At 38.9% G+C, this 20,679-nt stretch carries 23 protein-coding genes and 1 pseudogene; 10 read left to right on the forward strand and 14 right to left on the reverse strand.

What is annotated here, in order from left to right; genetic code table 11:
• From UNSWCS_RS10770 to UNSWCS_RS10785, 4 genes are all read right to left on the reverse strand, one after another.
• Nucleotides 1-1,218 (reverse strand): M28 family peptidase (locus UNSWCS_RS10770; RefSeq protein ID WP_035144061.1); only part of this gene is annotated, 1,218 nt, incomplete at its 3' end.
• Between the two features lie 17 nt (nucleotides 1,219-1,235).
• On the reverse strand, nucleotides 1,236-1,493 hold the full coding sequence (locus UNSWCS_RS10775; protein WP_012140020.1) for a heavy-metal-associated domain-containing protein: 258 nt from the start codon (nucleotides 1,491-1,493) through the stop codon (nucleotides 1,236-1,238).
• Nucleotides 1,486-1,809, reverse strand: coding sequence for a hypothetical protein (locus UNSWCS_RS10780; protein ID WP_021085941.1), 324 nt, complete (start codon nucleotides 1,807-1,809; stop codon nucleotides 1,486-1,488). The genes UNSWCS_RS10775 and UNSWCS_RS10780 overlap by 8 nt, the downstream gene beginning before the upstream one ends.
• On the reverse strand, nucleotides 1,806-2,885 hold the full coding sequence (locus UNSWCS_RS10785; protein WP_021088529.1) for a transglutaminase-like domain-containing protein: 1,080 nt from the start codon (nucleotides 2,883-2,885) through the stop codon (nucleotides 1,806-1,808). The genes UNSWCS_RS10780 and UNSWCS_RS10785 overlap by 4 nt, the downstream gene beginning before the upstream one ends.
• A gap of 91 nt (nucleotides 2,886-2,976) precedes the next feature.
• On the opposite strand from UNSWCS_RS10785, the gene UNSWCS_RS12435 reads away from it, so the two are divergent.
• The 5 genes from UNSWCS_RS12435 (at nucleotide 2,977) to UNSWCS_RS10805 (ending at nucleotide 6,596) form a co-directional block, all read left to right on the forward strand.
• Nucleotides 2,977-3,144, forward strand: coding sequence for a hypothetical protein (locus UNSWCS_RS12435; protein ID WP_002942642.1), 168 nt, complete (start codon nucleotides 2,977-2,979; stop codon nucleotides 3,142-3,144).
• Nucleotide 3,145: 1 nt separating this feature from the next.
• Nucleotides 3,146-4,015, forward strand: a complete 870-nt coding sequence (gene cmoB / locus UNSWCS_RS10790; protein ID WP_021088527.1) for a tRNA 5-methoxyuridine(34)/uridine 5-oxyacetic acid(34) synthase CmoB — start codon at nucleotides 3,146-3,148, stop codon at nucleotides 4,013-4,015.
• A gap of 8 nt (nucleotides 4,016-4,023) precedes the next feature.
• Nucleotides 4,024-4,563 (forward strand): Hot dog fold protein, encoded by a 540-nt coding sequence (locus UNSWCS_RS10795; RefSeq protein WP_021088525.1) that lies wholly within the window; start codon nucleotides 4,024-4,026, stop codon nucleotides 4,561-4,563.
• A gap of 197 nt (nucleotides 4,564-4,760) precedes the next feature.
• The gene (locus UNSWCS_RS10800) at nucleotides 4,761-6,050 is read left to right on the forward strand and encodes a major outer membrane protein (RefSeq protein ID WP_021088533.1); all 1,290 of its coding nucleotides are present in this window, start codon (nucleotides 4,761-4,763) and stop codon (nucleotides 6,048-6,050) included.
• A gap of 114 nt (nucleotides 6,051-6,164) precedes the next feature.
• Complete coding sequence (locus UNSWCS_RS10805; protein WP_021088530.1) at nucleotides 6,165-6,596, forward strand: hypothetical protein; 432 nt, start codon at nucleotides 6,165-6,167, stop codon at nucleotides 6,594-6,596.
• Nucleotides 6,597-6,642: 46 nt separating this feature from the next.
• Here UNSWCS_RS10805 and ppk2 read toward each other — a convergent pair whose 3' ends face one another.
• Nucleotides 6,643-7,452, reverse strand: coding sequence for a polyphosphate kinase 2 (gene ppk2, locus UNSWCS_RS10810; protein ID WP_021088524.1), 810 nt, complete (start codon nucleotides 7,450-7,452; stop codon nucleotides 6,643-6,645).
• 97 nt (nucleotides 7,453-7,549) lie between these two features.
• Here ppk2 and dsbD point away from each other — a divergent pair, with 97 nt between their 5' ends.
• A complete protein-coding gene (gene dsbD / locus UNSWCS_RS10815; RefSeq protein ID WP_021088536.1) occupies nucleotides 7,550-9,277 on the forward strand; it encodes a protein-disulfide reductase DsbD in 1,728 nt (575 codons plus the stop codon).
• A 628-nt stretch (nucleotides 9,278-9,905) separates the two neighbouring features.
• On the opposite strand, the gene kdsB is transcribed toward dsbD, so the two are convergent.
• The 6 genes from kdsB to UNSWCS_RS10845 are packed head-to-tail and all read right to left on the reverse strand — an operon-like array spanning nucleotide 9,906 to nucleotide 15,229.
• Nucleotides 9,906-10,616 carry a 3-deoxy-manno-octulosonate cytidylyltransferase gene (gene kdsB, locus UNSWCS_RS10820; RefSeq protein WP_021088528.1) on the reverse strand — a complete coding sequence of 237 codons (711 nt, stop codon included), beginning with the start codon at nucleotides 10,614-10,616 and terminating at the stop codon, nucleotides 9,906-9,908.
• Complete coding sequence (gene thrC / locus UNSWCS_RS10825; protein ID WP_035144062.1) at nucleotides 10,613-12,076, reverse strand: threonine synthase; 1,464 nt, start codon at nucleotides 12,074-12,076, stop codon at nucleotides 10,613-10,615. Before thrC ends, kdsB begins: the two co-directional genes overlap by 4 nt.
• Nucleotides 12,073-12,387, reverse strand: coding sequence for a divalent cation tolerance protein CutA (gene cutA, locus UNSWCS_RS12780; protein WP_035144063.1), 315 nt, complete (start codon nucleotides 12,385-12,387; stop codon nucleotides 12,073-12,075). Before cutA ends, thrC begins: the two co-directional genes overlap by 4 nt.
• A gap of 50 nt (nucleotides 12,388-12,437) precedes the next feature.
• Nucleotides 12,438-13,358 carry a tetraacyldisaccharide 4'-kinase gene (locus UNSWCS_RS10835; protein WP_021088531.1) on the reverse strand — a complete coding sequence of 307 codons (921 nt, stop codon included), beginning with the start codon at nucleotides 13,356-13,358 and terminating at the stop codon, nucleotides 12,438-12,440.
• Nucleotides 13,351-14,481: a DegT/DnrJ/EryC1/StrS family aminotransferase gene (locus UNSWCS_RS10840; protein WP_021088532.1), complete on the reverse strand. Its 1,131-nt coding sequence runs from the start codon at nucleotides 14,479-14,481 to the stop codon at nucleotides 13,351-13,353. Before UNSWCS_RS10840 ends, UNSWCS_RS10835 begins: the two co-directional genes overlap by 8 nt.
• A gap of 10 nt (nucleotides 14,482-14,491) precedes the next feature.
• A complete protein-coding gene (locus UNSWCS_RS10845) occupies nucleotides 14,492-15,229 on the reverse strand; it encodes an NAD+ synthase (RefSeq protein ID WP_021088534.1) in 738 nt (245 codons plus the stop codon).
• 120 nt (nucleotides 15,230-15,349) lie between these two features.
• Here UNSWCS_RS10845 and UNSWCS_RS10850 point away from each other — a divergent pair, with 120 nt between their 5' ends.
• Complete coding sequence (locus UNSWCS_RS10850) at nucleotides 15,350-15,952, forward strand: MBL fold metallo-hydrolase (protein WP_021088535.1); 603 nt, start codon at nucleotides 15,350-15,352, stop codon at nucleotides 15,950-15,952.
• Between the two features lie 148 nt (nucleotides 15,953-16,100).
• Here UNSWCS_RS10850 and dnaK read toward each other — a convergent pair whose 3' ends face one another.
• Genes dnaK through UNSWCS_RS10865 form a run of 3 tightly spaced genes read right to left on the reverse strand, consistent with a single transcriptional unit; the run spans nucleotide 16,101 to nucleotide 19,337 of the window.
• Complete coding sequence (gene dnaK / locus UNSWCS_RS10855; RefSeq protein WP_021088537.1) at nucleotides 16,101-17,972, reverse strand: molecular chaperone DnaK; 1,872 nt, start codon at nucleotides 17,970-17,972, stop codon at nucleotides 16,101-16,103.
• Nucleotides 17,973-18,003: 31 nt separating this feature from the next.
• Entirely contained in the window at nucleotides 18,004-18,546 is a 543-nt protein-coding gene (gene grpE / locus UNSWCS_RS10860) for a nucleotide exchange factor GrpE (RefSeq protein ID WP_009294121.1), read from the reverse strand.
• Nucleotides 18,543-19,337, reverse strand: a complete 795-nt coding sequence (locus UNSWCS_RS10865) for an HrcA family transcriptional regulator (RefSeq protein WP_035144066.1) — start codon at nucleotides 19,335-19,337, stop codon at nucleotides 18,543-18,545. The genes grpE and UNSWCS_RS10865 overlap by 4 nt, the downstream gene beginning before the upstream one ends.
• Nucleotides 19,338-19,704: 367 nt before the next feature.
• On the opposite strand from UNSWCS_RS10865, the gene UNSWCS_RS10870 reads away from it, so the two are divergent.
• The 3 genes and pseudogenes from UNSWCS_RS10870 to UNSWCS_RS10880 form a co-directional block, all read left to right on the forward strand.
• Nucleotides 19,705-19,950 (forward strand): DNA-binding protein, encoded by a 246-nt coding sequence (locus UNSWCS_RS10870; RefSeq protein WP_009294123.1) that lies wholly within the window; start codon nucleotides 19,705-19,707, stop codon nucleotides 19,948-19,950.
• Entirely contained in the window at nucleotides 19,951-20,130 is a 180-nt protein-coding gene (locus tag UNSWCS_RS10875) for a hypothetical protein (protein ID WP_021088526.1), read from the forward strand.
• Between the two features lie 270 nt (nucleotides 20,131-20,400).
• Nucleotides 20,401-20,679, forward strand: a pseudogene (locus UNSWCS_RS10880) (aminoacyl-histidine dipeptidase); the annotation flags it as partial.

A 20,679-nucleotide genomic window follows, 5' to 3' on the forward strand; every position in this document is an offset into this window, starting at 1 on the left:
CTCTCTTGTAGAGTGAGGTGAGTAGATATTTGGTCCAATAGAACATGCACTAAGACCTGCTTTTTTCTCCAAAAGCACTCCACACTCAAGGCCTGCATGCACGGCTGTTATCCTCGCATTTGGTTTATAAATTTTAAGCTCTTCTAAGATATCGTTTGCAAATTTATCATTTATAGGTTTCCAAGCTGGGTTTCTATCTTTTGAAACGACACCAAAACCAAGCGCTTTTGCAAGCTCTGAAATTTCAAATTCCATTCTATTTAGCCCGTCTTTACTCATTGATCTTGCGAAAAACTCCACTTCAAGTGTGCCATCGTCTTTAATCTTTGCGAGTGAGAGATTGACACTATCTTGCGGTATGCCTAGCTCGCAGTTATAGGCTCTTACGCCTTGTGAAAATGAGTTAATAAGGGCTAAAATTTTCTCGCCGTTTTCTAAAATTTCATCTCCTGTGCCAAGCTTTTTCACGCTTAAATTCTCGCACTCGCTCTTTAGCTCTTTATCGCTTAACACAAGCGCAGTTGCGCTACTTGGGATAGAGTTGCTTCGCTCGCCACCTTCAAATTTAACAAGCTTGCAGCTATTTTTAGTAACAAATGCCGCCAAAATCTTGATCGCATTTGGGATATTTTTATGTATCTCGTTGCCAGAGTGTCCGCCAGGAAGTCCGCTCACTTTTACTTCATAAAGCGTGCTCTCTTTTGTCTTTTTGCTATTAAGCGAGATAGTAGCAAATAAATTTACACCACCAGCGCAGCCGATAGTTACGCGGTCGTCCTCTTCGCTGTCTAAATTTAAAAGCTTATCGGCTTTTAGATCGCCGCTAAAGCCAGCAGCTCCTACCATGCCGACCTCTTCGTTGTTTGTAAAAAGGCACTCAATGTCGTCAAATTCGCTTATCATCTGCATCATGATAGCTACGCCTATGCCGTTATCGGCACCTAAAGATGAGTTTTTAGCTCTCATGTAGCCATCATCGCCATAAACTATCTCGATCTTTGGCGCATCGCCCATGCAGACCATATCATAGTGGCTTTGCAAGCAAATTTTTGGCTTGCCCTTAAAGGCATGAACGTTGCCAAAACTATCGACCACGACTTCACAGCCCTTATCTTTTGCATAGCTAGCCAGAAAATCACGCATCTTATCAGTCTCGTAACTGCAGTGTGGTATCGCCGCAAGTGTCTCAAATTTCGCTAAAACTTCGCTCTTTGACATATTTGCCTCCTTTAAATTTATTTTATCTCGCCTTTATAGCCAGTCGCATCGACCGCCTTTAAAAGCTCTTTTTCATCGACCTTGTCATCTGCTATAACGACAGCTTTTCGCTCTTTTAGCGATACGTCTGCCTTTTTTACGCCCTCAACGCTAAGTGCGGCCTTTCTTACTATCGCTGTGCAAAGCGGACAGTGCATGCTAGGCACTGAAATTTCTATAGTTTTCTCAGCGTAGCAACTAAGTGCAAGAAGGGCTAAAACTAAAATTTTACGCATAAATTTCTCCTAAAAGCTCTGGATATGTAAGGAGTAAAAGTAGTATCACTCCAAAAAGTATATATATAAGTATCCATTTTTTCTTTTTATAGCTTAGGTTGCAGCTTTTTGGCTTGTAAAAGAGACTAATGCCAGAGATCACAAAGCAAATGACGGCCACAACGCTTAAAGGGACGCGGTACTCGTATAAATTTTGTGTCCAAGATAAAAAAGAAAAAGAAGTGCCAAAAAGCAAGAAAAGAAGTGCCGGCAAGCAGCACAAGGTAGCGCCGATAGCACTACCTATGGATGTTAGTATCAGCCAAAAGGCTCTCATTTTAGCTCTGTTGAGACGTAGTCGTAGCTAAATTCTTTTGGCGAATAGTAGTTTTGTGTGTTGCCATCAACCTCAGCGTATGGGTAGCCAAAGTTGTTTAGCGGAGTTTGCTCTGGAGTTGGCTTTAAGATAAAGTCGCGTCCGTAGTTAAAGCCTATCCAGCACATCTCCCAGTTACCAAAGCAATAATCCCTAATAGCTACGATTTTAGCGTCGTCGTTTGTAAGCTTTTCACCAAGTCTTACCTTTGTAACATCTGCTGGATCAACCGGTATCCAACCATAGCCTTTTAGGTAAAACTCAGCCCTGCAGTGCTGTCCGCCTGAAATTTTAGCTACGCCGTCTTTTGCGCTACCCATCTGATCTGAAAATCTAGACTGACCAACCCTGATACCAAAAATTTCTCTTGCTGGGATGCCAACTGATCTGCAAAGTCCCACGAAAACTGAGTTTATGTCAGTGCATTTGCCAACAAGTTTGCCACTTTCAAGTATCGCTTTAACGTCGCCAGTGCCACATCCAAGGATGCTGTTATCGCGCTGCATAGTGTTTGCAACCCACGTATAAATAGCCTTTGCACGCTCCAAGTCGCCTTTAGTATTGCCGATAATCTCTAACGCTTTTGCTCTTACGACGCCGTCAGTTGGTATGTGTGAAGTTGGTTTTAAAAACTCTAAAATCGCAGGATCGACCTTCTCGTTTGGATCGAAATTTACCTTGCTAAAGTCAGTATTGCGCTCTGTTGTTTGGATCTTAAACTGGATATTTAAAATAGGTCTTTGCTCATTTTCTTCAAATTCGCCATACATTGTAGGTATTAGCGTGTCTGAGATATAGACGTTTTTAGCGGTTGTGTTTATGACGTAGTCTTGGGTTAGTTGCTGATAAGTGGTGCTTAGTGGGAGCGGTAGCCAAATTCTTGAGCTTTTGCCCTTTTCAAGAAGTAGATGTTTGAAATTTACATCAAAATTTCTAACTACTGGGTTCGCTGGCTCGTCGCTAGCTAAGGTGACACTTGGAAGCAGACTTGCTGCACCTAAAAAACTACTGAATTTAAAAAAATCTCTTCTTTGCATAAAATGCCTTTTGCTTAATCTTAGCCAAACTTGGCTCTAAAACTGCCTGCTATTCTAGCATAAAATTTTTATTTATGATAAAATCCGCCACATGAAAAAGATTATATTTTTAGGCTTTATAGCGCTATTTTGCAACGGTTGTCTTTATATGAATGAGCGTGGAGTTTCGACGCAATATTATAATGATTGTAAAGAGTATTATGATGCGACTGGCACCTACCAAAAAGAGTGTCCGCACAACATCGTCGACTGGAAATAGCGTGGATCTTAGCAAATTTAACGAGCAGCAAAAGCAAATTTTAAATAAAATAAAAAATTTAGCAAATTTTGACTGCGAATTTAGCCTCTCTGATAGCGTAAATGTCAAATTTAAAAATTTAGACCAAGCCAAAAAATATGAAATTTACGACCTTGCCCTTAGCCTAAAGCCTTGGCGAAAAGGACCATTTTTACTTGATGATATATATATAGATAGCGAGTGGCAAAGTTTTATTAAATTTAACATCCTAGCGCCACATCTAAATTTGGCTGGCAAGTGCGTGGCTGATGTGGGTTGTAACAATGGATATTATATGTTTAAGATGCTTGGGTACGGCCCAAAAAGCATAACTGGCTTTGATCCTAGCGTGCATACATATTTGCAGTTTGCTTTTTTAAATAAATTTATCCGCTCAAATATCAACTATGAGCTTCTTGGGGTAGAGAGCTTACCAGAGTTTAGAGCGAAATTTGACACCATTTTTTGCCTTGGCGTGATATATCACAGAAGCGATCCTATAAAAATGCTAAAAGAGCTAAAAAGCGCGCTAAATCCTGGCGGTGAGCTATTTTTAGATACGATGTATATAGATATGGATGGCGACTTTGCGCTTACACCAAAAGATAGGTACTCAAAAATTCCAAATATCTACTTTGTGCCAACGCTTAGCGCGCTTTGTAACTGGTGCGAGAGGGCTAAATTTAAGAACTTTACCCTGCTTGATACAAAGGCGACTGACCTAAATGAGCAGCGAAAAACGCAGTGGATAGATGGTGAGAGTCTTTCAAATTTCTTAGATCCAGCCGATAATACAAAGACGATTGAAGGCTATCCAGCACCAAAAAGAGCCTATGTAAGAGTTAAAATTTAAGGATAAATATGGCAGATGAAAATATTTTTGAAGCAAAAGATGAATCACAAATAATCCTCCCAGAGGACGAAAACCCGCTAAGAAACGAGATAAAAACAGCTCCTTTAACAAAGCTAAATTTTAGTGGAACGGCATTTTTACTTGAGAAAAATCACGCAAAAACTAGATTTTTTACCACGGCTGACATGGTAAGTGACGCTGAGGGGCTCATACATGGTGGTTTTGTCTTCATGGGGGCAAACTACGCAGCACTTTTAGCTATAAATGAAGAATTTTGCGTTAGCATCGGAGCTAGGATAAATTTCTTTGGACCGCTCAAACTTGGCGATATGGTCGAATTTGACGCACAAGCAAGGTTTGAAGAGAGCAGAAAAAGAGAGGTAAAAGTGATAGGCTACGTAAAAGAGATCAAGATCTTTGAAGGTGTCTTTCAGCTAGTCACGCTTGAAGAGCATATCTTTGTCACTCAGCAAAAAAATATCCAAAAAGAAGCCGCCATAAGACAAAAGAAAGAGCGCGAAGAGGCGCAGGCCAAAAACAACGGCTAAATTTAACTGATGAGATATAAATTTCTCATCTTTTAACTTCAAATAAACTCAAATTTTTAAAGACAAATCTTATCTCATTATCTTATTTTGGTAAACGATCGGTAATAATTTTTGAAATTTTTAACGAAATTTAAGCTACAAAATTAATTTTCTATGATAATATCCTTTCAAAACATTTTTATCAAAAGGAGATTTAGATGAAACTTACAAAAGTTAGCTTAGCTGCTTTGGTTGCTTTAGGTGCATTTTCAAGCGTTGCAAGTGCAACTCCACTTGAAGAAGCTATAAAAAACGTAGATCTTTCAGGATATGCTAGATATCGCTATACAAACGATCACTTTAAAGATAGCGCTGCCTCTGATACTAAAAAATCAAGCATAGCTGGTCATGTTTTCAGAATGCAAACAGCATTTAAAGCTGCTATAGACGATAACTTCTTTGGTGTTTTAAATTTAAGATATGAAGCAAAAGATGGCTCAGGTGATAATCAAGGTCTAGGAAAATTTGCTGATAGATACAATTATGTTAGTGGCAATGGCACAGACAAAACAGATACAACTGGTTCGTTTGGCGTTTATGAGATGTATCTAGGCTACAAAGTAGGCAACACTACTATTACAGCTGGTAAACAACTACTAGGCACTTTCTATGATGCAAAAGACCTAGTAGGCACAGGTCTTAAAGTAGTAAATACTGATGTTACAGGCCTTACTCTAGCAGCAGCTGCATTTGATGCTATAGAGTCAGAGAGTGCAGATACAAGTGGTCCATTAGTAAGCACTTTAGTAGATAAAAATACATTTAGCGATTCATCTGCAAATATCTATTATTTAGCAGCTCTTGGAAACTATGATCCACTTTCTTTTAAAATAGCTATTGCAAATGTTTCTGAAGTTGCTGCGCTCTATGGTGCAGATGCTGGTCTAGACTTTAATGTAAATGATGATGTAAGCATCAATGGTAAAGCTCAATATGTTCATAATGAATCAGATAATAAAAATGTGGCTGATGCAAATTTCTGGGCAGTTCAAGCTGGTCTAAAAGCATATGGTGCTAAATTTAACGCTGGTTACCTAGACTTTGATGCTAAAAACAAAGATAGTGATGCAAAAAATAAAGGCAAGGCATCATTTGTAACACTTGATGGAAATGGCGATCTAATCAATCCGGCAAAAATCCTAAATGGTGGAATGGCTGGAAGCCAACAATTTTACAACAACATCAAAGGCAACAACGACTACTGGTTTGTTAATGGTGGATACAGCATAGATAAATTTGGCTTTGGCGCTGGATATACTAAAGGTAAAGGTCACAGCTGGGCTCTTGGTAAAGATAGAGCAAAAAGAGACGAGTGGTATCTTGATGCCAGCTACAAATACAGCAAAAAGCTTACATTCCTTTCTTGGTATGCAGCTGCTAAAGATAAAAAAGACGGTGCAAGCTTTAAACAAGATCGTATAAGATTTGAAGCAAAATATAGCTTCTAAAAACATTTATCCGAGCGAGCTTTCGCTCGGATCTTCTAAACTTCTCAATACTTAATCAAAATCAGCAAATATATCTAATAAAATCTATATAATGCCAAACAAAAAAGGCAAAAAATGTATCTTTTCTCTCTCATTACGCATTTAGTTTGTGCCATTATCTTTATAGGATATGTATTTTTTGATGTTTGTATATATCCATTTGCAAAAAAAACGATAAGTCCCCAGACGCTTGAAGCTGTCAAAAAAGCCTATACAAAAGGCAGTGCAAAGGTTTTTGGCACAGCGTTTTTACTACTTTTGATAAGTGGAGCTTTTATGGCAAAGGACTATCTTGGAGGCGAGCATGGTTGGTGGCAAAGCGACTTTCAAAAGCTCTTGCTAGCAAAGATCGCAGTTTTGCTTCTCATGTGCCTTATAACTTTCATCTCTGTTTTTAATGTCACTATCTTAAAAAAACCAGATCCATTTGGTAAATTTTCACACCCCATAGCCCTTGTGCTTTGTCTGATAATGCTCGTTTTGGCTAAATTTATGTGGTGGGTTTAAAACTTGGCCGTAAATTTAAGCCCAAATTTGCAGCCAAGTCTAATTTTCAGTCGATACTTTTTAGCTTATCTTTATTAAGCCCCTCTTCTATGCGCTTGATCTCCTCGCTTCCATCTCTTACGACGCTTTTGTCGTATTTTAGATACTCATCTATCTTTTTTGGATATTCGACGTGAGTTAGGATAAATTTAAAGACATTTAGCCTCGCCTCTTTTTTATTGTCACTTGAGACGATCACCCACGGCGAGATGCTATTGTGAGAGGCTAGCAGCATCGAGTATTTGGCGATGGAGTACTGATCCCAAAGTTCTTGCGCTTTTTGATCTACTGGAGAGATCTTAAACTGCTTTAGCGGGTCGTTTAGACGCTCTTTAAAGCGCTTTTTTTGCTCCTCTTTCGTGATCGAGAGGTAAATTTTAAAAAAAATGATGCCTGAGTTTATGATCATCTCTTCAAATTTTGGCACTTCACGCAAGAACTCTTTATGCTCAGCCTGCGTGCAAAAACCCATCACTGGCTCAACCCCAGCCCTGTTGTACCAGCTTCTATCAAAGATGACGATCTCGCCAGCACTTGGCAGGTGCGTCACATATCTTTGAAAGTACCACTGCGTCTTCTCGACGTCACTTGGCTTTGTAAGCGCCACGATACGACATCCGCGTGGATTTAGATGCTCAGTTAAGCGCTTTATCGTGCCACCCTTGCCAGCCGCGTCTCGCCCCTCCATTAGCATGAGCACTCTAAGACCCTTTTCTTTGACATGATTTTGGAATTTTAAAAGTTCTATCTGAAGCAGTCTTAGTTCTTCTTCGTAGCCGAGTTTATCGCTTTTTTGGTGCTTTTTATCTTTTGACATCATCGCTCCTTCTAAAATTTTCAAGATTTTACAATAAAATAGAATAAATTTAAGAATTTAGACTAAAATCATCTCTTTTAATTTAGCAAGGATTAGCATGTTTTTTAAATTTATTTTTTCTCTCATTTTATTTGCAAACTCACTTTTTGCCGAGGTTTTAGACGTCAGTAAGGCATTTGTTTTAAGCTCAAGTATCGACGAACAAGGCGTTGAGATCAAGTTTAAATTTGGCGAAAATATCTACCTTTATAAAGATAGCTTTGAGGTTAAGCTTGGCGAAGAGAAGATAAATTCTTTACTAAATATGCCAAAGAGTGAAAACACTGGCGAATACGAAATTTACCCAAAAGATTTTTCACTGTTTATCCCACTAAATTTAGTAAAAGAGCATCTTAAAAACGGCAATGCTAGTCTAAATTTAAGCTATCAAGGCTGCGCTAAAAATGGCATTTGCTACCGCCCGCAAACTAAAATTTATGACATCTTTGAGAAATTTGGCAAATTTAGCATCATAGCTTTTGAAAAAGAGCAAAAAGATGAAACAAATCCTGAATTTACCGAGCTTTCAGACGAGCAAAGCATCGCAAACGAGCTAAGCAGCAAAAACTTTTTTATCTCGCTTGCCACTTTTTTTGGCTACGGCCTCCTACTCTCGCTCACACCTTGCGTATTTCCGATGATACCTATCTTATCAAGCATCATCGTCTCAAAGGGCGGCAGCCTAAATGCTAAAAAAGGCTTTTTGCTCTCGCTAGTTTATGTAGTTGCGATGAGCCTTGCCTACGCGCTTGCTGGCGTTGGGGCAAGCCTACTTGGCTTTGGCATCGCAGGGGCACTCCAAAACATTTACGTGCTTGGCGCATTTGCGGCCATTTTTGTCATCTTAAGCTTTAGTATGTTTGGCTTTTACGACATCAAGCTGCCCTCTAAATTTGAAAACTCAATCAGCAAAAAGTCACAAAACAGCTCGGGTCTCATCGGCGTTTTCATCATGGGTTTTGCCTCAGCGCTCATCGTCTCACCTTGCGTGGCAGCACCGCTAGCTGGCGCACTTCTTTACATCGCGCAAAGCGGCGACGCACTTTATGGCGGCATCATGCTCTTTGTCATGGGGCTTGGCATGGGCGCACCGCTTCTTGTGATAGGGCTAAGCTCTGGCAAGCTCCTGCCAAGACCTGGTGGCTGGATGGATGAAATTAAAAAACTCTTTGGCTTTTTGATGCTCATTATGGCCGTTTGGATCCTTGCACGCGTGCTTGGAGCGTTTTTTGAGCTGCTAGGTTATGGCGTCATAGGCGTCTTTGCAGCCATTTATCTTGGGGCGTTTGAGGCAGCAAATAGCGGCTGGGCTAAATTTAAAAAAGCACTTTTCGTGCTGGTCTTTATCTACTCGCTCATGCTAATAATCGGCGCATTTTTAGGCTCAAAAGACGCATTTTCGCCGCTTTCTGGACTAAATTTAGCCAAAAACGAGAGCGAGCTAAATTTCAAACAAGTTAGAAATTTAAACGAGCTAAATGAGATGATAAAAAGCTCAAGCAAGCCAGTGCTGGTGGATTTTTATGCCGACTGGTGCGCAAGCTGCAAAGAGATAGAGCATATCACTTTTAAAGACGCTGGCGTAAAAAATGCTTTGGCAAATTTTACGCTTATTCGCATCGACGTGACAAGTGGCGGGGCACAAAACGATGAGATGCTAAGAAATTTTGGACTCATCGATCCGCCTGCACTTCTACTTTTTAAAGACGGCGAAGAGCAAAAAGCGCTTAGGACGATCGGCTTTATAAATGCTAAAAATTTCATAGCAAAGCTTGAGAAAATTTAGATTGCAAAGGCAAATTTGGCTGGAATTTTAAATTTATCAGCCAATTTTTTCTAGGCTTTGCATATCTTACAACTAACTAGAAAAGTAGCAAATAAGTAAATTTAGGCTATCAAATTTATATCGTGTAGAGACGCGAGTAAAATCGCAAAGCCAAAACTTGCAATCATCTTAAATTTATCAAATTTTAAAATATGCCAATAAATAAAAATATAAACAAATTTAGTTTAGCACCAAGGCAGCAACGCAACTAAAATTTAATCAAATTTTGCACCAAATCGCGTGCTACAAGACCGTAATGCAAAAACAAAACTAAGTAAAGCCTACGATTATCTTAAATTTATGAAATTTTAAAACACCTCAGCAAATATAAAATTTGCTAAAACAACCTAAACCGCGAAGTCAAAAAACTTCAGTCAAGTTTGCGATTTAAAACATCTCAGCAAATAGACAAAATTATTCAAATAAATTTAAAAATATGAAATTCGCAGTAAATTTAACAAATAACAAGGCTAAATTGAGCAAGACCACAAAATCAAATACAAAATATCAGCCAAACCATTAGCCAAATTTATAAAAATTTAGAACTTGCTCTGCCGCAGCAAAACGCCCAAGCAGAGCAAATTTAAGCTCATTTGCTAAATTTAGCTAACGCTCTTTGGTAGTCCTCTTCGCTGTCGATACCGATACTTTGACTTTCAACCTCTAGCATCGCTATCTTTTTGCCATTTTCTAGGGCACGCAGCTGCTCGAGCTTCTCGGTATTTTCAAGGCTTGAAGGTAAGAGGCCGCAAAACTCTTTTAGACTTTTTACGCCGTATCCGTAGATGCCAAGGTGCGCCTTGTAGCTTTTGCACTCGCTTCTGTTAAATGGTATCCTCGATCTTGAAAAATAAAGCGCGTAGCCCTCAAAATCGGTCACCACTTTGACTAAATTTTTATCATCCGCAAACTCATCGTCCATCATTTTGTAGCAAGAAAACATAAAAGCTTTCCCCTTATTTTGCTCGCAAAATGCCCTAAATTTGGCGATATTTTCAGGCTCGATAAATGGCTCATCAGCTTGCACATTTATGATGATCTCACTCTCGTCTAGCCCCAAAATTTGCGCCGCTTCGTTTATCCTGTCAGTGCCACTTTGATGATCTTTGCTAGTTAGCACAGCTTTTATGCCGTGAGCCTTGGCGATAGCAAGCACGCTTGGCTCATCCACAGCAACCGCCACATCGTCCACGCCACTTACCCTAAGAGCCGTCGCCACAAACATCGGCACACCATTTATCTCTTTTAAAATTTTATTACTAAACCTTGTTGAGGCAAGGCGGGCTGGGATGATTATCATCGCTCGATCCATTCTAGGACGCACTTTTCGATCTCGTCCTCTTTTATGATATCTTTGTGTAAAATTTTCGCGCTAAATAGTGAGTTTATCGAGTTTGGCACGCTATCGTTTAAAATTTTAGCGGTCTTTGCCAGCGCATCTTTTTCATCTTTTGTATCTTTGATCTGGCACGCCCTGATCATGCTTGGCGTAAATTTCACCCAGTGCGCGGTAGATGTGATGACGTTTATGCGGCTAGCCTCCACCATTTTAAAGCAAGTTGCCGTATGCGGATCGATCGCGTAGCCGTCCTTTGCGAGCTTTGCGATATATGCCTCGCACTCTTTATCGTCGCACCAGCTAGCCTCAAAGTCCTCTTTTAGCACTTCAAGCTCTTGCTTGCTAAGCTTATAAAATTTGTTTTTTGCAAGGCTTTGCATAAGCTCATTTGTTCGCTCGCTACCAAATTTATCAAATAGCAAGCGCTCGACGTTTGAGCTTATTAAAATGTCCATGGCTGGGCTTATCGTCTTAACCAGCTTTTTGTCCCTTAGGTCATAAACTCCAGTGGTGAAAAACTGCGTCAAGATGTTGTTTGCGTTTGAGGCGATCTTGATCTTGCCGATCTTTGCGCCCATTTTTTTAGCATAGTATGCCCCAAGAGCGTTGCCAAAATTTCCACTTGGCACGATGATATCAAAGCTCTCGTTTGCCTTAAGCGCCTTTTGTTTTAGCAAATTTGCGTAAGCGTAGGCGTGGTAGATGATCTGAAAGAGAATTCTGCCAAAATTTACCGAGTTTGCCGCGCTTAGCTTAAGGCGCTTTTTCTTAAGCTCGGCCTTAAATTTATCATTTGCAAGCAGCGTTTTTAGCGCCCTTTGAGCGTCATCAAAGTCGCCTTTTATGCCAAAAACCTTTAAATTTTCACCCTGCATGGTCTGCATCTGAAGCTTTTGCACCTCGCTCGTGCCGCCGTCTGGATAGAGGCAGACGACCTTGATATTTTCATCGTTTGCAAAGGTTTGAAGTGTCGCAGGACCCGTGTCACCGCTAGTTGCGCACATGATAAGGTATCTTTCGCCCCTCTCTTTTGCTAGCTGGCTAAGTAGCGAGCCAAAAGGCTGAAGCGCCATATCCTTAAATGCCCTAGTTGGGCCGTGATAGAGCTCATTTACGTATAAATTTTTATCTATTTTTTTAAAAATGACTGGGTGCTTTGGATCATCAAAGCTTGCATATCTTTTGAGCGCTTTTTTGAAAAATGCCTCTGGCACGTCAAATTTAAACAGCAAGATGATGTGAAGTGCGAGCTTTTCGTAGCTTAGGCTTGAGAGCTCTTGCCACTTTGCCTTTGTGATCTTTGGTAGCTTCTTTGGCGCGTAAAGTCCGCCGTGAGCGGAGCTTGGGCTAAGCATGGCTGTGCTTAAATTTACATTTTTTACCTTTTCATCTTTCACGCTTCTAGTTGGTGTTAGTCTCATTTTTTGCCTTTTTTGGTTGATTTTTTTATCCAATTTTCATATTTTTTAAATATCTCTTTTGGCTTAAGTGCCAAAATTTCTGGGGTTTCGTAGCTGTGGTGCTTTCTTATAAATTTAGCTACTTTTTTAAATTTCGCGTCCGTTTTTATGAGTAAAATTTGCTCTTTTTCATCACAAAGCTTCTCTTGCCAAAGATAAATGCTCTTTGCGCTAAAGCTACTCACACAAGCTGCAAAGCCCTTTTTCACGAGCTTTTTGCTTAGTTTTTTTGCCTCTTTTTTCTTTGCGGCTGAGGTGATTAAAATTCTCATTTTGATCTAAATTTTCCTTTTAAAAAGTGGCTCATTATAACAAAATGGGCTTAAATTTGCTTCGCCAAAACCTTTTTAAACTCCTCGCTTAGCGTAACTTCAAGCGTGATAAGCGATACTCTCAGCCCAAAATCCTTTACCTTTACATAGTCCTTTTGCGTCATCAAAAGCGAGGTGGCGCCATAACTTTGCAAAATTTCACTTAGCTCTTCTTTTGAAAAGTCGTAGTGATCAGGGAAAAATACCTGCCCCACGCACTCGCTAAAAAATGGCTCAAGGCGGACTGGGTTTGCTATGGCTGTTACTAGCACCATTTTTTCGGTTTTATTTAAAATTTCACTCTTTCTAAAGTGAGTTTGCCCCTCGCACGCTATAAAATCACCAAATTTATAAAAGCTAAACGGATATCTATAAGCCCCGCTTGGCAGGCAAAGCTTTAGCTTTGGCTCTGGGCTTGGACGCACCAAGATGTCAAATTTAGCTATGTCAAATTTGGAAAATCCATCATCCAGCAAGATATACTTTGCGCCATGCTCTTTGGCGTAATCTATGGCTACTTTTCTATCTTCACTAACGATAACATTTGCGTTTTTAAGGCTTGTAGCATATATCATCGCCTCATCGCCGCTTGCTGCTACGTCAAGTAAAATTTCGCCATCCCTTGCGACAACTTGCATGCCTTTGCTCTTTCTTTTATATCCTCTAAGGATGATAAAAGCGCCCTCGAAATTCTTAGCGATAGCGACGCAAAGTGGGGTCTTGCCACTTCCTCCAAGGGTTAAGTTGCCAACGCTAATTATTTTTATACCAAAGTCTTTTTTTTGCGCGCTAAATTTCTTACAAATAACAACTAGAGCGTAGATAAGACTTAGTGGCAGAAGTAAAAATGCTAGTAAAATTTGAAAGAGATTTGGGCGAAAGAAGTAGTCATTCGCCCAAGAGTGTAAAAGGATATTAAATTTCTTAAACACGAGATTTAGAAATTTCTTTTACCGTGTTGCAGATGTATTGCACCTCTTCGTCGCTCAAACTATGATATATAGGTAGCGACAAGACTTGTTGATATGTTTTTAGAGCATTTGGGAAGTCATTTACTTTAAGCGAATATTTATTTTTATAATAGCTTAGCAAATGTATCGGTATGTAGTGCAGCGAAGTGTGAATTCCACGCTCAAAAAGCTCTCTAGCAAAGCTGTCACGGTTTTTATTTATCTTGATGATGTACTGGGTGTAGATGTGCTCGCGTTTTTTGACTGGAGTTGTGATGTTGTGACACTCTTTAAGCTCTTTATCGTAAATTTCAGCGATCTTTTTTCTACGTTTTATAAGCTCGTCTGTCTTTTCAAGCTGAGCGATAGAAAATGCCGCATTTATCGAGTTTATGTCATATTTTAAACCGATATCAACGACGTCGTAGATGTAGCTTAAACTACCAAATTTATCTATACCATTTACAAGGGCATAGTTACGAAGTAGTTTTGCTTTTTTATAGACCTCTTCGTCATTTGTCGTGAAAAATCCAACTGTTGAGATAGGATTTTGCACGCGTGAGTTTGTCTGAAAGCATGACAAAAACGAGTCTGAACCGACTTTTTTGCCGTTATATGTAAGACCTATGCCTCGGTTTGCATCATCTAAAACGACGATGCCGTATTTTTCGCAGATAGCCTTTATCTCATCAAGCCTAGCACTTTGTCCAGCGATGTGTGAGATGAAAGCACACTTTAGTTTTTTGTGATTTTGCTCTTTTAGCACCTTTTCAAGGGCTTCTGGACTGATGTTAAAGTCCTCTTCATCGATATCGACAAAGATAGGCTCAGCATCAAAGTGTCTAACTGCCTGAGCCACGATAGGGAAGGCATTTACTGAGCAGATGACCTTATCGCCACGCTTTGTATCCATAGCGCTTAGTGCTAGATGGTGCGCTGCTGCGATGTTGTTTGTAGTAACTACAAATTTCGCACCAAAGTACTCTTTGATCTTTTCTTCAAATTTAGCAACTGTATCAGTAGCATTTTCAGAATGCAAAGCCTCTTCGATAAGCTCACTTTCGCGCTCAGTGATAGTTGGTTTGTAAAACGGAATTTCTCTCATCTTTAATCCTTTAAATTTTCACTATCAACGGCATTTGTCGTTTAAACCTGTTTGAAACAACTCTATTTTCTATATCCAAGACCGCTTTTGATCCAAACTTTTTGATGGCTTGCTCCTTGTTATTTTCTAAATTTTGTAAAATTTCATCGATGACAGCGTAGCTATAACCTATGTCGCCCTCGTCACTTTGCCCATCCCAAAGATCAGCAGAAGGCGCTTTTTTGATAAAATTTTCATCAACACCAAGATGTTTTGCAAATTCAAAAATTTCACTCTTATAAAGCTCTCCGATAGGATTTATCGCGCACGCCAAATCCCCAAATATCGTGCCATAACCAAGCATAAGCTCACTTTTGTTGCTTGTGCCGATGACTAGAGCGTTTATACTAGATGAATAATCATAAAGCAAGCTCATTCTAACTCTAGCTGCTAAATTCCCTTTTCTTAAATTGCTTAAATTTACATCTATCGTTTCGTAAAAAGCATTTAAAATGCCCTCTATGGATAAAACCTTATATTTTATGTTTAGTTTTTCACATAAATTTAGGGCATCGTCCATATTTTCTTTGTTTGATGATGCTGTTGGCATGATGAGTGCATGAGTTTCATCTGGCTTTGCTCTCGCACAAAGTGTCGCAACCACAGCAGAATCAATACCGCCGCTTACGCCTAATAGTAGTTTTTTACCTTTAGTTTTATCTTTTAAGCTAAAAACTAAGGTTTCTTCTATTTTTTGATACCCCTTCATTGTCCCTTTGCCTAAATTTGCTTCCTTTTGCAAAAATTATACTAATTAAATTTAAAATTTTTCTTTAAGTTTAAGTAAAAAGAAGTAAATATTTAAGAAATGATAAATTTAAGGTAAAAAATGAGAGTAATGCATAAAAGTTTTGGCGATTTTGGGACAAATTGCTACATCGTTACCAAAAATGGCTCAAGTTTGGTGATAGATCCAGGCGATGGGGCAAAAAAATGGGTTTTGCAAAATGCACAAAATTTAAAGGCGATACTTTGCACTCATGGGCATTTTGACCATATTTACGACGTGAGCGAGCTAAAAAATGAGCTAAAAATCCCAGTTTATATCAATAAATTTGATGCTTTTATGTGTGAGAGTGACATTTTTGGCTATATGAAAAACACCTTTGTGCCAGATGTTTTGGCTCAAGGCGATGAGAGCTTTGCGGTGGGTGACTTTTCTTTTAAATTTCACCATTTCCCAGGGCACACACCGGGCTGCTCGATGATAGAGATAGATGACGCGATGTTTAGTGGAGATTTTTTATTTAAAGGTAGCATCGGACGCTGGGACTTTCCATATTCGGATAAAAATGAGATGCTAGAAAGCTTAGAAAAATGTAAAAATCTAAAGGGTGACTTCGCACTTTATCCAGGACACGGCGAAAGTAGCACGCTAAAAGCCGAGCAACAAGAGCTTGATAGATGGGTGGAGATCGTTAAAAGATCTTAAATTTTAGAGTGCGGCAAATTTTTACATTTTAGAAATTTATACTTATCTTACAAGATGATGTCGCGAGTGTGCGCTAAGAAGTGTTTAGAAGTTTAAATTTATAGGTTAAATTTAAAAGAGCAAGGCCGGTTGCCCTGCTCTAGGAGTTTTACTCGACTTCAGCGTCTATAACGTCGTCGTCTTTTTTGTTGCCGCCGTTTGCGCCAGCGTTTTCATCTTTTTTATACATAGCTTCTGCTAGTTTGTGGCTAGCTTTGCTTAGAGCTTCTACTTTTGCATCGATTTGCTCTTTTGAAGAGTTTTCATCTTTTAAGACCTCTTTTAGGTCATTTAGCGCAGCTTCGATGTTACTTCTATCTTCAGCTGGGACTTTCTCGCCAAGCTCGCTCATGCTCTTTTCAGTTTGATGAACTAGTGCGTCTGCTTGGTTTCTAGCTTCTACTGCGTCTTTGCGCTTTTTATCCTCTTCTTTGTGAAGCTCAGCATCTTTTACCATGCTATTTATCTCATCTTCGCTAAGACCGCTTGATCCTGATATAGTGATGTTTTGGGCTTTGCCAGTCGCTTTATCTTTTGCTGAAACGGTTAAAATTCCGTTTGCGTCAATGTCAAATTCAACTTCGATTTGAGGCACACCTCTTGGAGCTGCTGGGATGCCCTCTAAGTTGAAGTTACCAAGTGATTTATTATCCCTTGCAAACTCACGCTCACCTTGTAAAACCATGATAGTAACGGCACTTTGGTTATCTTCAGCAGTTGAGAAGACTTGGCTTTTCTTAGTTGGTATGGTTGTGCCTTTTTCGATGATCTTAGTCATCACACCGCCAAGTGTCTCGATACCAAGGCTAAGTGGAGTAACGTCAAGAAGTAGAACGTCTTTAACATCGCCTTTTATAACAGCACCTTGGATCGCAGCACCGATAGCCACGACTTCATCTGGATTTACGCTCTTATTTAGCTCTTTGCCAAATGCCTTTTTAACCTCTTCTTGAACAAGTGGCACACGAGTTGAACCACCGACCATTACGACCTCTTTGATGTCGCTCTTGCTTAGACCTGCATCTTTGATGACTTCATTTATCTTAGTGATAGTCTCGCCCACAAGTGAGTCGATCATGCCTTCAAATTTAGCGCGAGTTAGCTTTTTGACAAGGTGTTTTGGACCAGTCGCATCAGCTGTGATAAATGGTAAATTTATCTCAGTCTCTTGAGCCGAGCTTAGCTCTTTTTTAGCATTTTCAGCTGCTTCTTTCAAGCGTTGAAGCGCCATGATATCGCCTTTTAGATCGATACCAGTTTCGTTTTTAAACTCACTTACCAACCAGTCGATGATCTTGTTATCAAAGTCATCGCCACCTAAAAATGCGTTACCGCCAGTTGCCAAAACTTCTACGATATTATCGCCAGTTTCAAGCACTGTAACGTCAAATGTACCACCACCTAGGTCATAAACTAAAATTTTCTCAGCCTCTTTTTTATCAAGACCATAAGCAAGTGCCGCAGCTGTTGGCTCGTTGATGATACGAAGCACATTTAGTCCTGCGATCGTTCCAGCCTCTTTTGTAGCCTTTCTTTGGCTATCGTTAAAGTAAGCTGGCACTGTGATAACTGCGTCTGTTACCTTTTCACCAAGGTATGCTTCAGCATCTTCTTTTAGTTTGATAAGAATTTTTGCTGAAATTTCTTGCGGAGTATAGACCTTACCAGCGATCTCAACCGCGCAAGCACCATTTCTATCCACAACGTGATATGGCAAGCGAGCCTTTGCCTCTTCGGCATTTTTTTCATTGCTCATCAAACCCATGATACGTTTGATAGAATATATCGTTTTTTCAGGGTTTGTAACTGCTTGACGTTTTGCAACGTCACCTACTAGAATTTCACCTTTGTCTGTAAAAGCAACAACAGATGGAGTTGTGTTTTTACCCTCTTTGTTTGGGATAACCTTGCTCTCGCCGCGCTCAAAAACGCTCACACAAGAGTTTGTTGTACCTAAGTCTATACCTATAACTTTTGACATATTTTTCCTTTATTAGATTTATTTTTTAAATTTAGTTTGCCACACTGACCATAGCTGGGCGCAAAACCCTACCATTTATCATATAGCCTTTTTGTAAAGCTTGCACGATCTGACCGCTTTGCTTCTCCTCGCTATCGACCCTTAAAACGGCATTATGCACATTTGGATCAAACTCGGCATCAGTTGCGATCTCGCTCACGCCATGCTTTTCAAAACATTTCTTGAACTGATTTATCGTTATCAAAATGCCCTCTTTGATCTTTTTAGCAAATTCATCATCCTCTGGGTCAAAATTTGCAGCGATCTCGAGCGCATCTATGACTGGTAGCAAGTCCCTTGCAAATTTCTCATTTGCATAGCTTGCAACGTCTGCTTTCTCTTTTTCATAACGCTTTTTGATATTTTCAAACTCAGCATTTGCTCTGTAATATTTATCAGTGATCTCGCCAAGCTCTTTTTCGAGCTTTTCTACTTTTGAGATATCGCCAAGTGCGTCTAAATTTACGCTATCGCTAGCTGCCTCTTGCACAGGCTCAACCTCAGGTAGATTTTGCTCTTTTACCTCTTCGCTCACGCGGCCTCCTTTATTAGATTTATAAATTTCACATAATCAGTATAAACACTGCCAGCACAGATCATCTGCGCCTCGCTACCAAGGTAGTTTGCTTTAAATTTAAGCCCCATGTAATTTTCGTCAAACATAGGAGAAAATGTAAGCTTTTCGTCCATCTGCAAGCTAAAACTTGGGTCAAAAACCATCTTAAAGCGTCTATCCTTAAACATATCAAAGGCTAAAATTTCGTTTTCTTGGAAGTAAATTTTAGTCCTTTTAAGCTCTCTTATCTTGTTTTTTAGTTCGCTTAAGCCAACTTGAGAACAGATAAGCTCAAGCTTGTCTAAACTAACTCCGATAAGGTTGTTTAAAAATTTATACATCCTAGCGTCAAATTTGATGACGATCTCATCGTCGCTAAAATTTAAAACCAAATATCTATCATTTAAATTTAAAATTTCTAGCAACTCCTTATCGATCGTGCCAAAAATCATACAATAAAGCTCAAACTCATCACAGAGCATCTTTAAGCTTCTTGGATCATTTATCTCTAAATTTATGTCGCTCTCAGTAAAAATTTCACTCCAATATCTCCTCATCGCAGCGATAGTTGGGATCCTGCCGCCACTGATGTGAAGCTTTGTGATCTCGCCCTCATCTGAAAGCTTTTTAAAATAAACACGTATCGTCGATGCTGGTATCGCCATGCTCATACGAGAGCCAAGCTCGTTTGAGCCAATAGGCGCATTGTCCTGCAAATAGGCTTCAATGATAGAATTTAGTATCAAATCGCGTTTATTTGTTTTACTCACTTTTAGCACTATTTCTTTTTAATTGCTAAGCGGATTATACAACTTTAGTTTATCAATGTCAAGTATATAAGTTAAAAAAATTTATTTATATATATTTAGCCTATATAACTAAACTTTTCTAATGCCTATATTATAAGCTTTGCGTAAAAACAAATAAAATTTAAAGCAAAATAAAAAATTTAACTTCAACATAAAACCCAAAATTTCTAATTTTATTCAAAAATTTAAAAGATTTTTATACGTTTTAACGTATATTATAAATAATTTTTAGTATAATTAATACTTTTTATCGATATTTATATACTATTTTACATTATTTATATAATATTTTAGGTATATTTAATAATAAATAACGTATAATTCTTCAATGATTGAAACAAGTGATATATTTAATTTGCTTCACAATGCAGTTGAGGCAAAAAATATCGGTAAGAAAATTTCACAAGCAAAAATGGCAGAAGATCTTGGCGTGCCTATGAGGACATATCAGGACTGGAGACTTGGAAACTCGAAGCCGCAAGCTGCTGCTGCTGTTTGCAAACTGCTATGTGAGCTTGACGATGATGAAATATTATTTGTTGTCAATAAGATGAGAAAATTGCTAGGAAAATAGATGGAAAATTTAACACAAAAAGAGAGAATCGACCTTGAGAGCGTTTTTGCAGTCATTTGCACTAAAGAAGAGTCAAAAATTTTGGTTACTTACAAGGATCTATGCTCGGCTGCAGCTTCAAAATTTCATATAGTTAAAAATAAGATCAAAAAAGCAAGTGAAAAAAGAACCAAAATTTAGTATTTTTGGCTTGAAATTTGTATATTTTATAAAACTTTGTAGCCAAAAATGCCGTCAAATAAATTTCACCCTACCTATTTATATGGGGTTTTGCTCCGCTTATCTTAATAAGCATCTATCTTAGCTACCAAAATATTTATAAATGGTGGCTCCAGTAGCCAAACGCAAATTTATCAATTTAGTGTCACTATCCTATCTTCTCCGCTTCTTTATTGCGTATTCTTTTTACATTTCTTATTTATAAATTTTTGGGAGTTTTTCGCAAGATCAATGAGTAAAGACGGGCTAAATAGGATGGAATTTGAAATTTCAGAGCTTGCAAAAGCGGTCGGTTTTAACGTCATTTCAAAAGATAGAAACCCGGCTTGGAAGCCTATAAATGATAAATTTGCAAACGATATCTTAGAAGAGCTTAAAATTTATAAGTCAAATGCAAGGATAACAGCTGTGCATGCTGGACTTGAATGTGGAGTGCTTTTGGAGAAAAAAGCAGGTCTTAGTGCATGTTCTATTGGACCAAATATCTACTCACCTCACTCTACAAGAGAG

It is taken from the genome of Campylobacter concisus UNSWCS (genome assembly GCF_000466685.1).
Taxonomy (GTDB): Bacteria; Campylobacterota; Campylobacteria; order Campylobacterales; family Campylobacteraceae; genus Campylobacter_A; species Campylobacter_A concisus_A.

Bases quoted from the DNA above. Each gene is read 5' to 3' on its own strand.
- UNSWCS_RS10775 (WP_012140020.1), bottom strand. From the start codon at position 1,493: ATGCGTAAAATTTTAGTTTTAGCCCTTCTTGCACTTAGTTGCTACGCT.
- UNSWCS_RS10780 (WP_021085941.1), bottom strand. From the start codon at position 1,809: ATGAGAGCCTTTTGGCTGATACTAACATCCATAGGTAGTGCTATCGGC.
- UNSWCS_RS10785 (WP_021088529.1), bottom strand. From the start codon at position 2,885: ATGCAAAGAAGAGATTTTTTTAAATTCAGTAGTTTTTTAGGTGCAGCA.
- UNSWCS_RS12435 (WP_002942642.1), top strand. From the start codon at position 2,977: ATGAAAAAGATTATATTTTTAGGCTTTATAGCGCTATTTTGCAACGGT.
- UNSWCS_RS10795 (WP_021088525.1), top strand. From the start codon at position 4,024: ATGGCAGATGAAAATATTTTTGAAGCAAAAGATGAATCACAAATAATC.
- UNSWCS_RS10800 (WP_021088533.1), top strand. From the start codon at position 4,761: ATGAAACTTACAAAAGTTAGCTTAGCTGCTTTGGTTGCTTTAGGTGCA.
- UNSWCS_RS10805 (WP_021088530.1), top strand. From the start codon at position 6,165: ATGTATCTTTTCTCTCTCATTACGCATTTAGTTTGTGCCATTATCTTT.
- ppk2 (WP_021088524.1), bottom strand. From the start codon at position 7,452: ATGTCAAAAGATAAAAAGCACCAAAAAAGCGATAAACTCGGCTACGAA.
- dsbD (WP_021088536.1), top strand. From the start codon at position 7,550: ATGTTTTTTAAATTTATTTTTTCTCTCATTTTATTTGCAAACTCACTT.
- kdsB (WP_021088528.1), bottom strand. From the start codon at position 10,616: ATGATAATCATCCCAGCCCGCCTTGCCTCAACAAGGTTTAGTAATAAA.
- thrC (WP_035144062.1), bottom strand. From the start codon at position 12,076: ATGAGACTAACACCAACTAGAAGCGTGAAAGATGAAAAGGTAAAAAAT.
- cutA (WP_035144063.1), bottom strand. From the start codon at position 12,387: ATGAGAATTTTAATCACCTCAGCCGCAAAGAAAAAAGAGGCAAAAAAA.
- UNSWCS_RS10840 (WP_021088532.1), bottom strand. From the start codon at position 14,481: ATGAGAGAAATTCCGTTTTACAAACCAACTATCACTGAGCGCGAAAGT.
- UNSWCS_RS10845 (WP_021088534.1), bottom strand. From the start codon at position 15,229: ATGAAGGGGTATCAAAAAATAGAAGAAACCTTAGTTTTTAGCTTAAAA.
- UNSWCS_RS10850 (WP_021088535.1), top strand. From the start codon at position 15,350: ATGAGAGTAATGCATAAAAGTTTTGGCGATTTTGGGACAAATTGCTAC.
- dnaK (WP_021088537.1), bottom strand. From the start codon at position 17,972: ATGTCAAAAGTTATAGGTATAGACTTAGGTACAACAAACTCTTGTGTG.
- UNSWCS_RS10870 (WP_009294123.1), top strand. From the start codon at position 19,705: ATGATTGAAACAAGTGATATATTTAATTTGCTTCACAATGCAGTTGAG.
- UNSWCS_RS10875 (WP_021088526.1), top strand. From the start codon at position 19,951: ATGGAAAATTTAACACAAAAAGAGAGAATCGACCTTGAGAGCGTTTTT.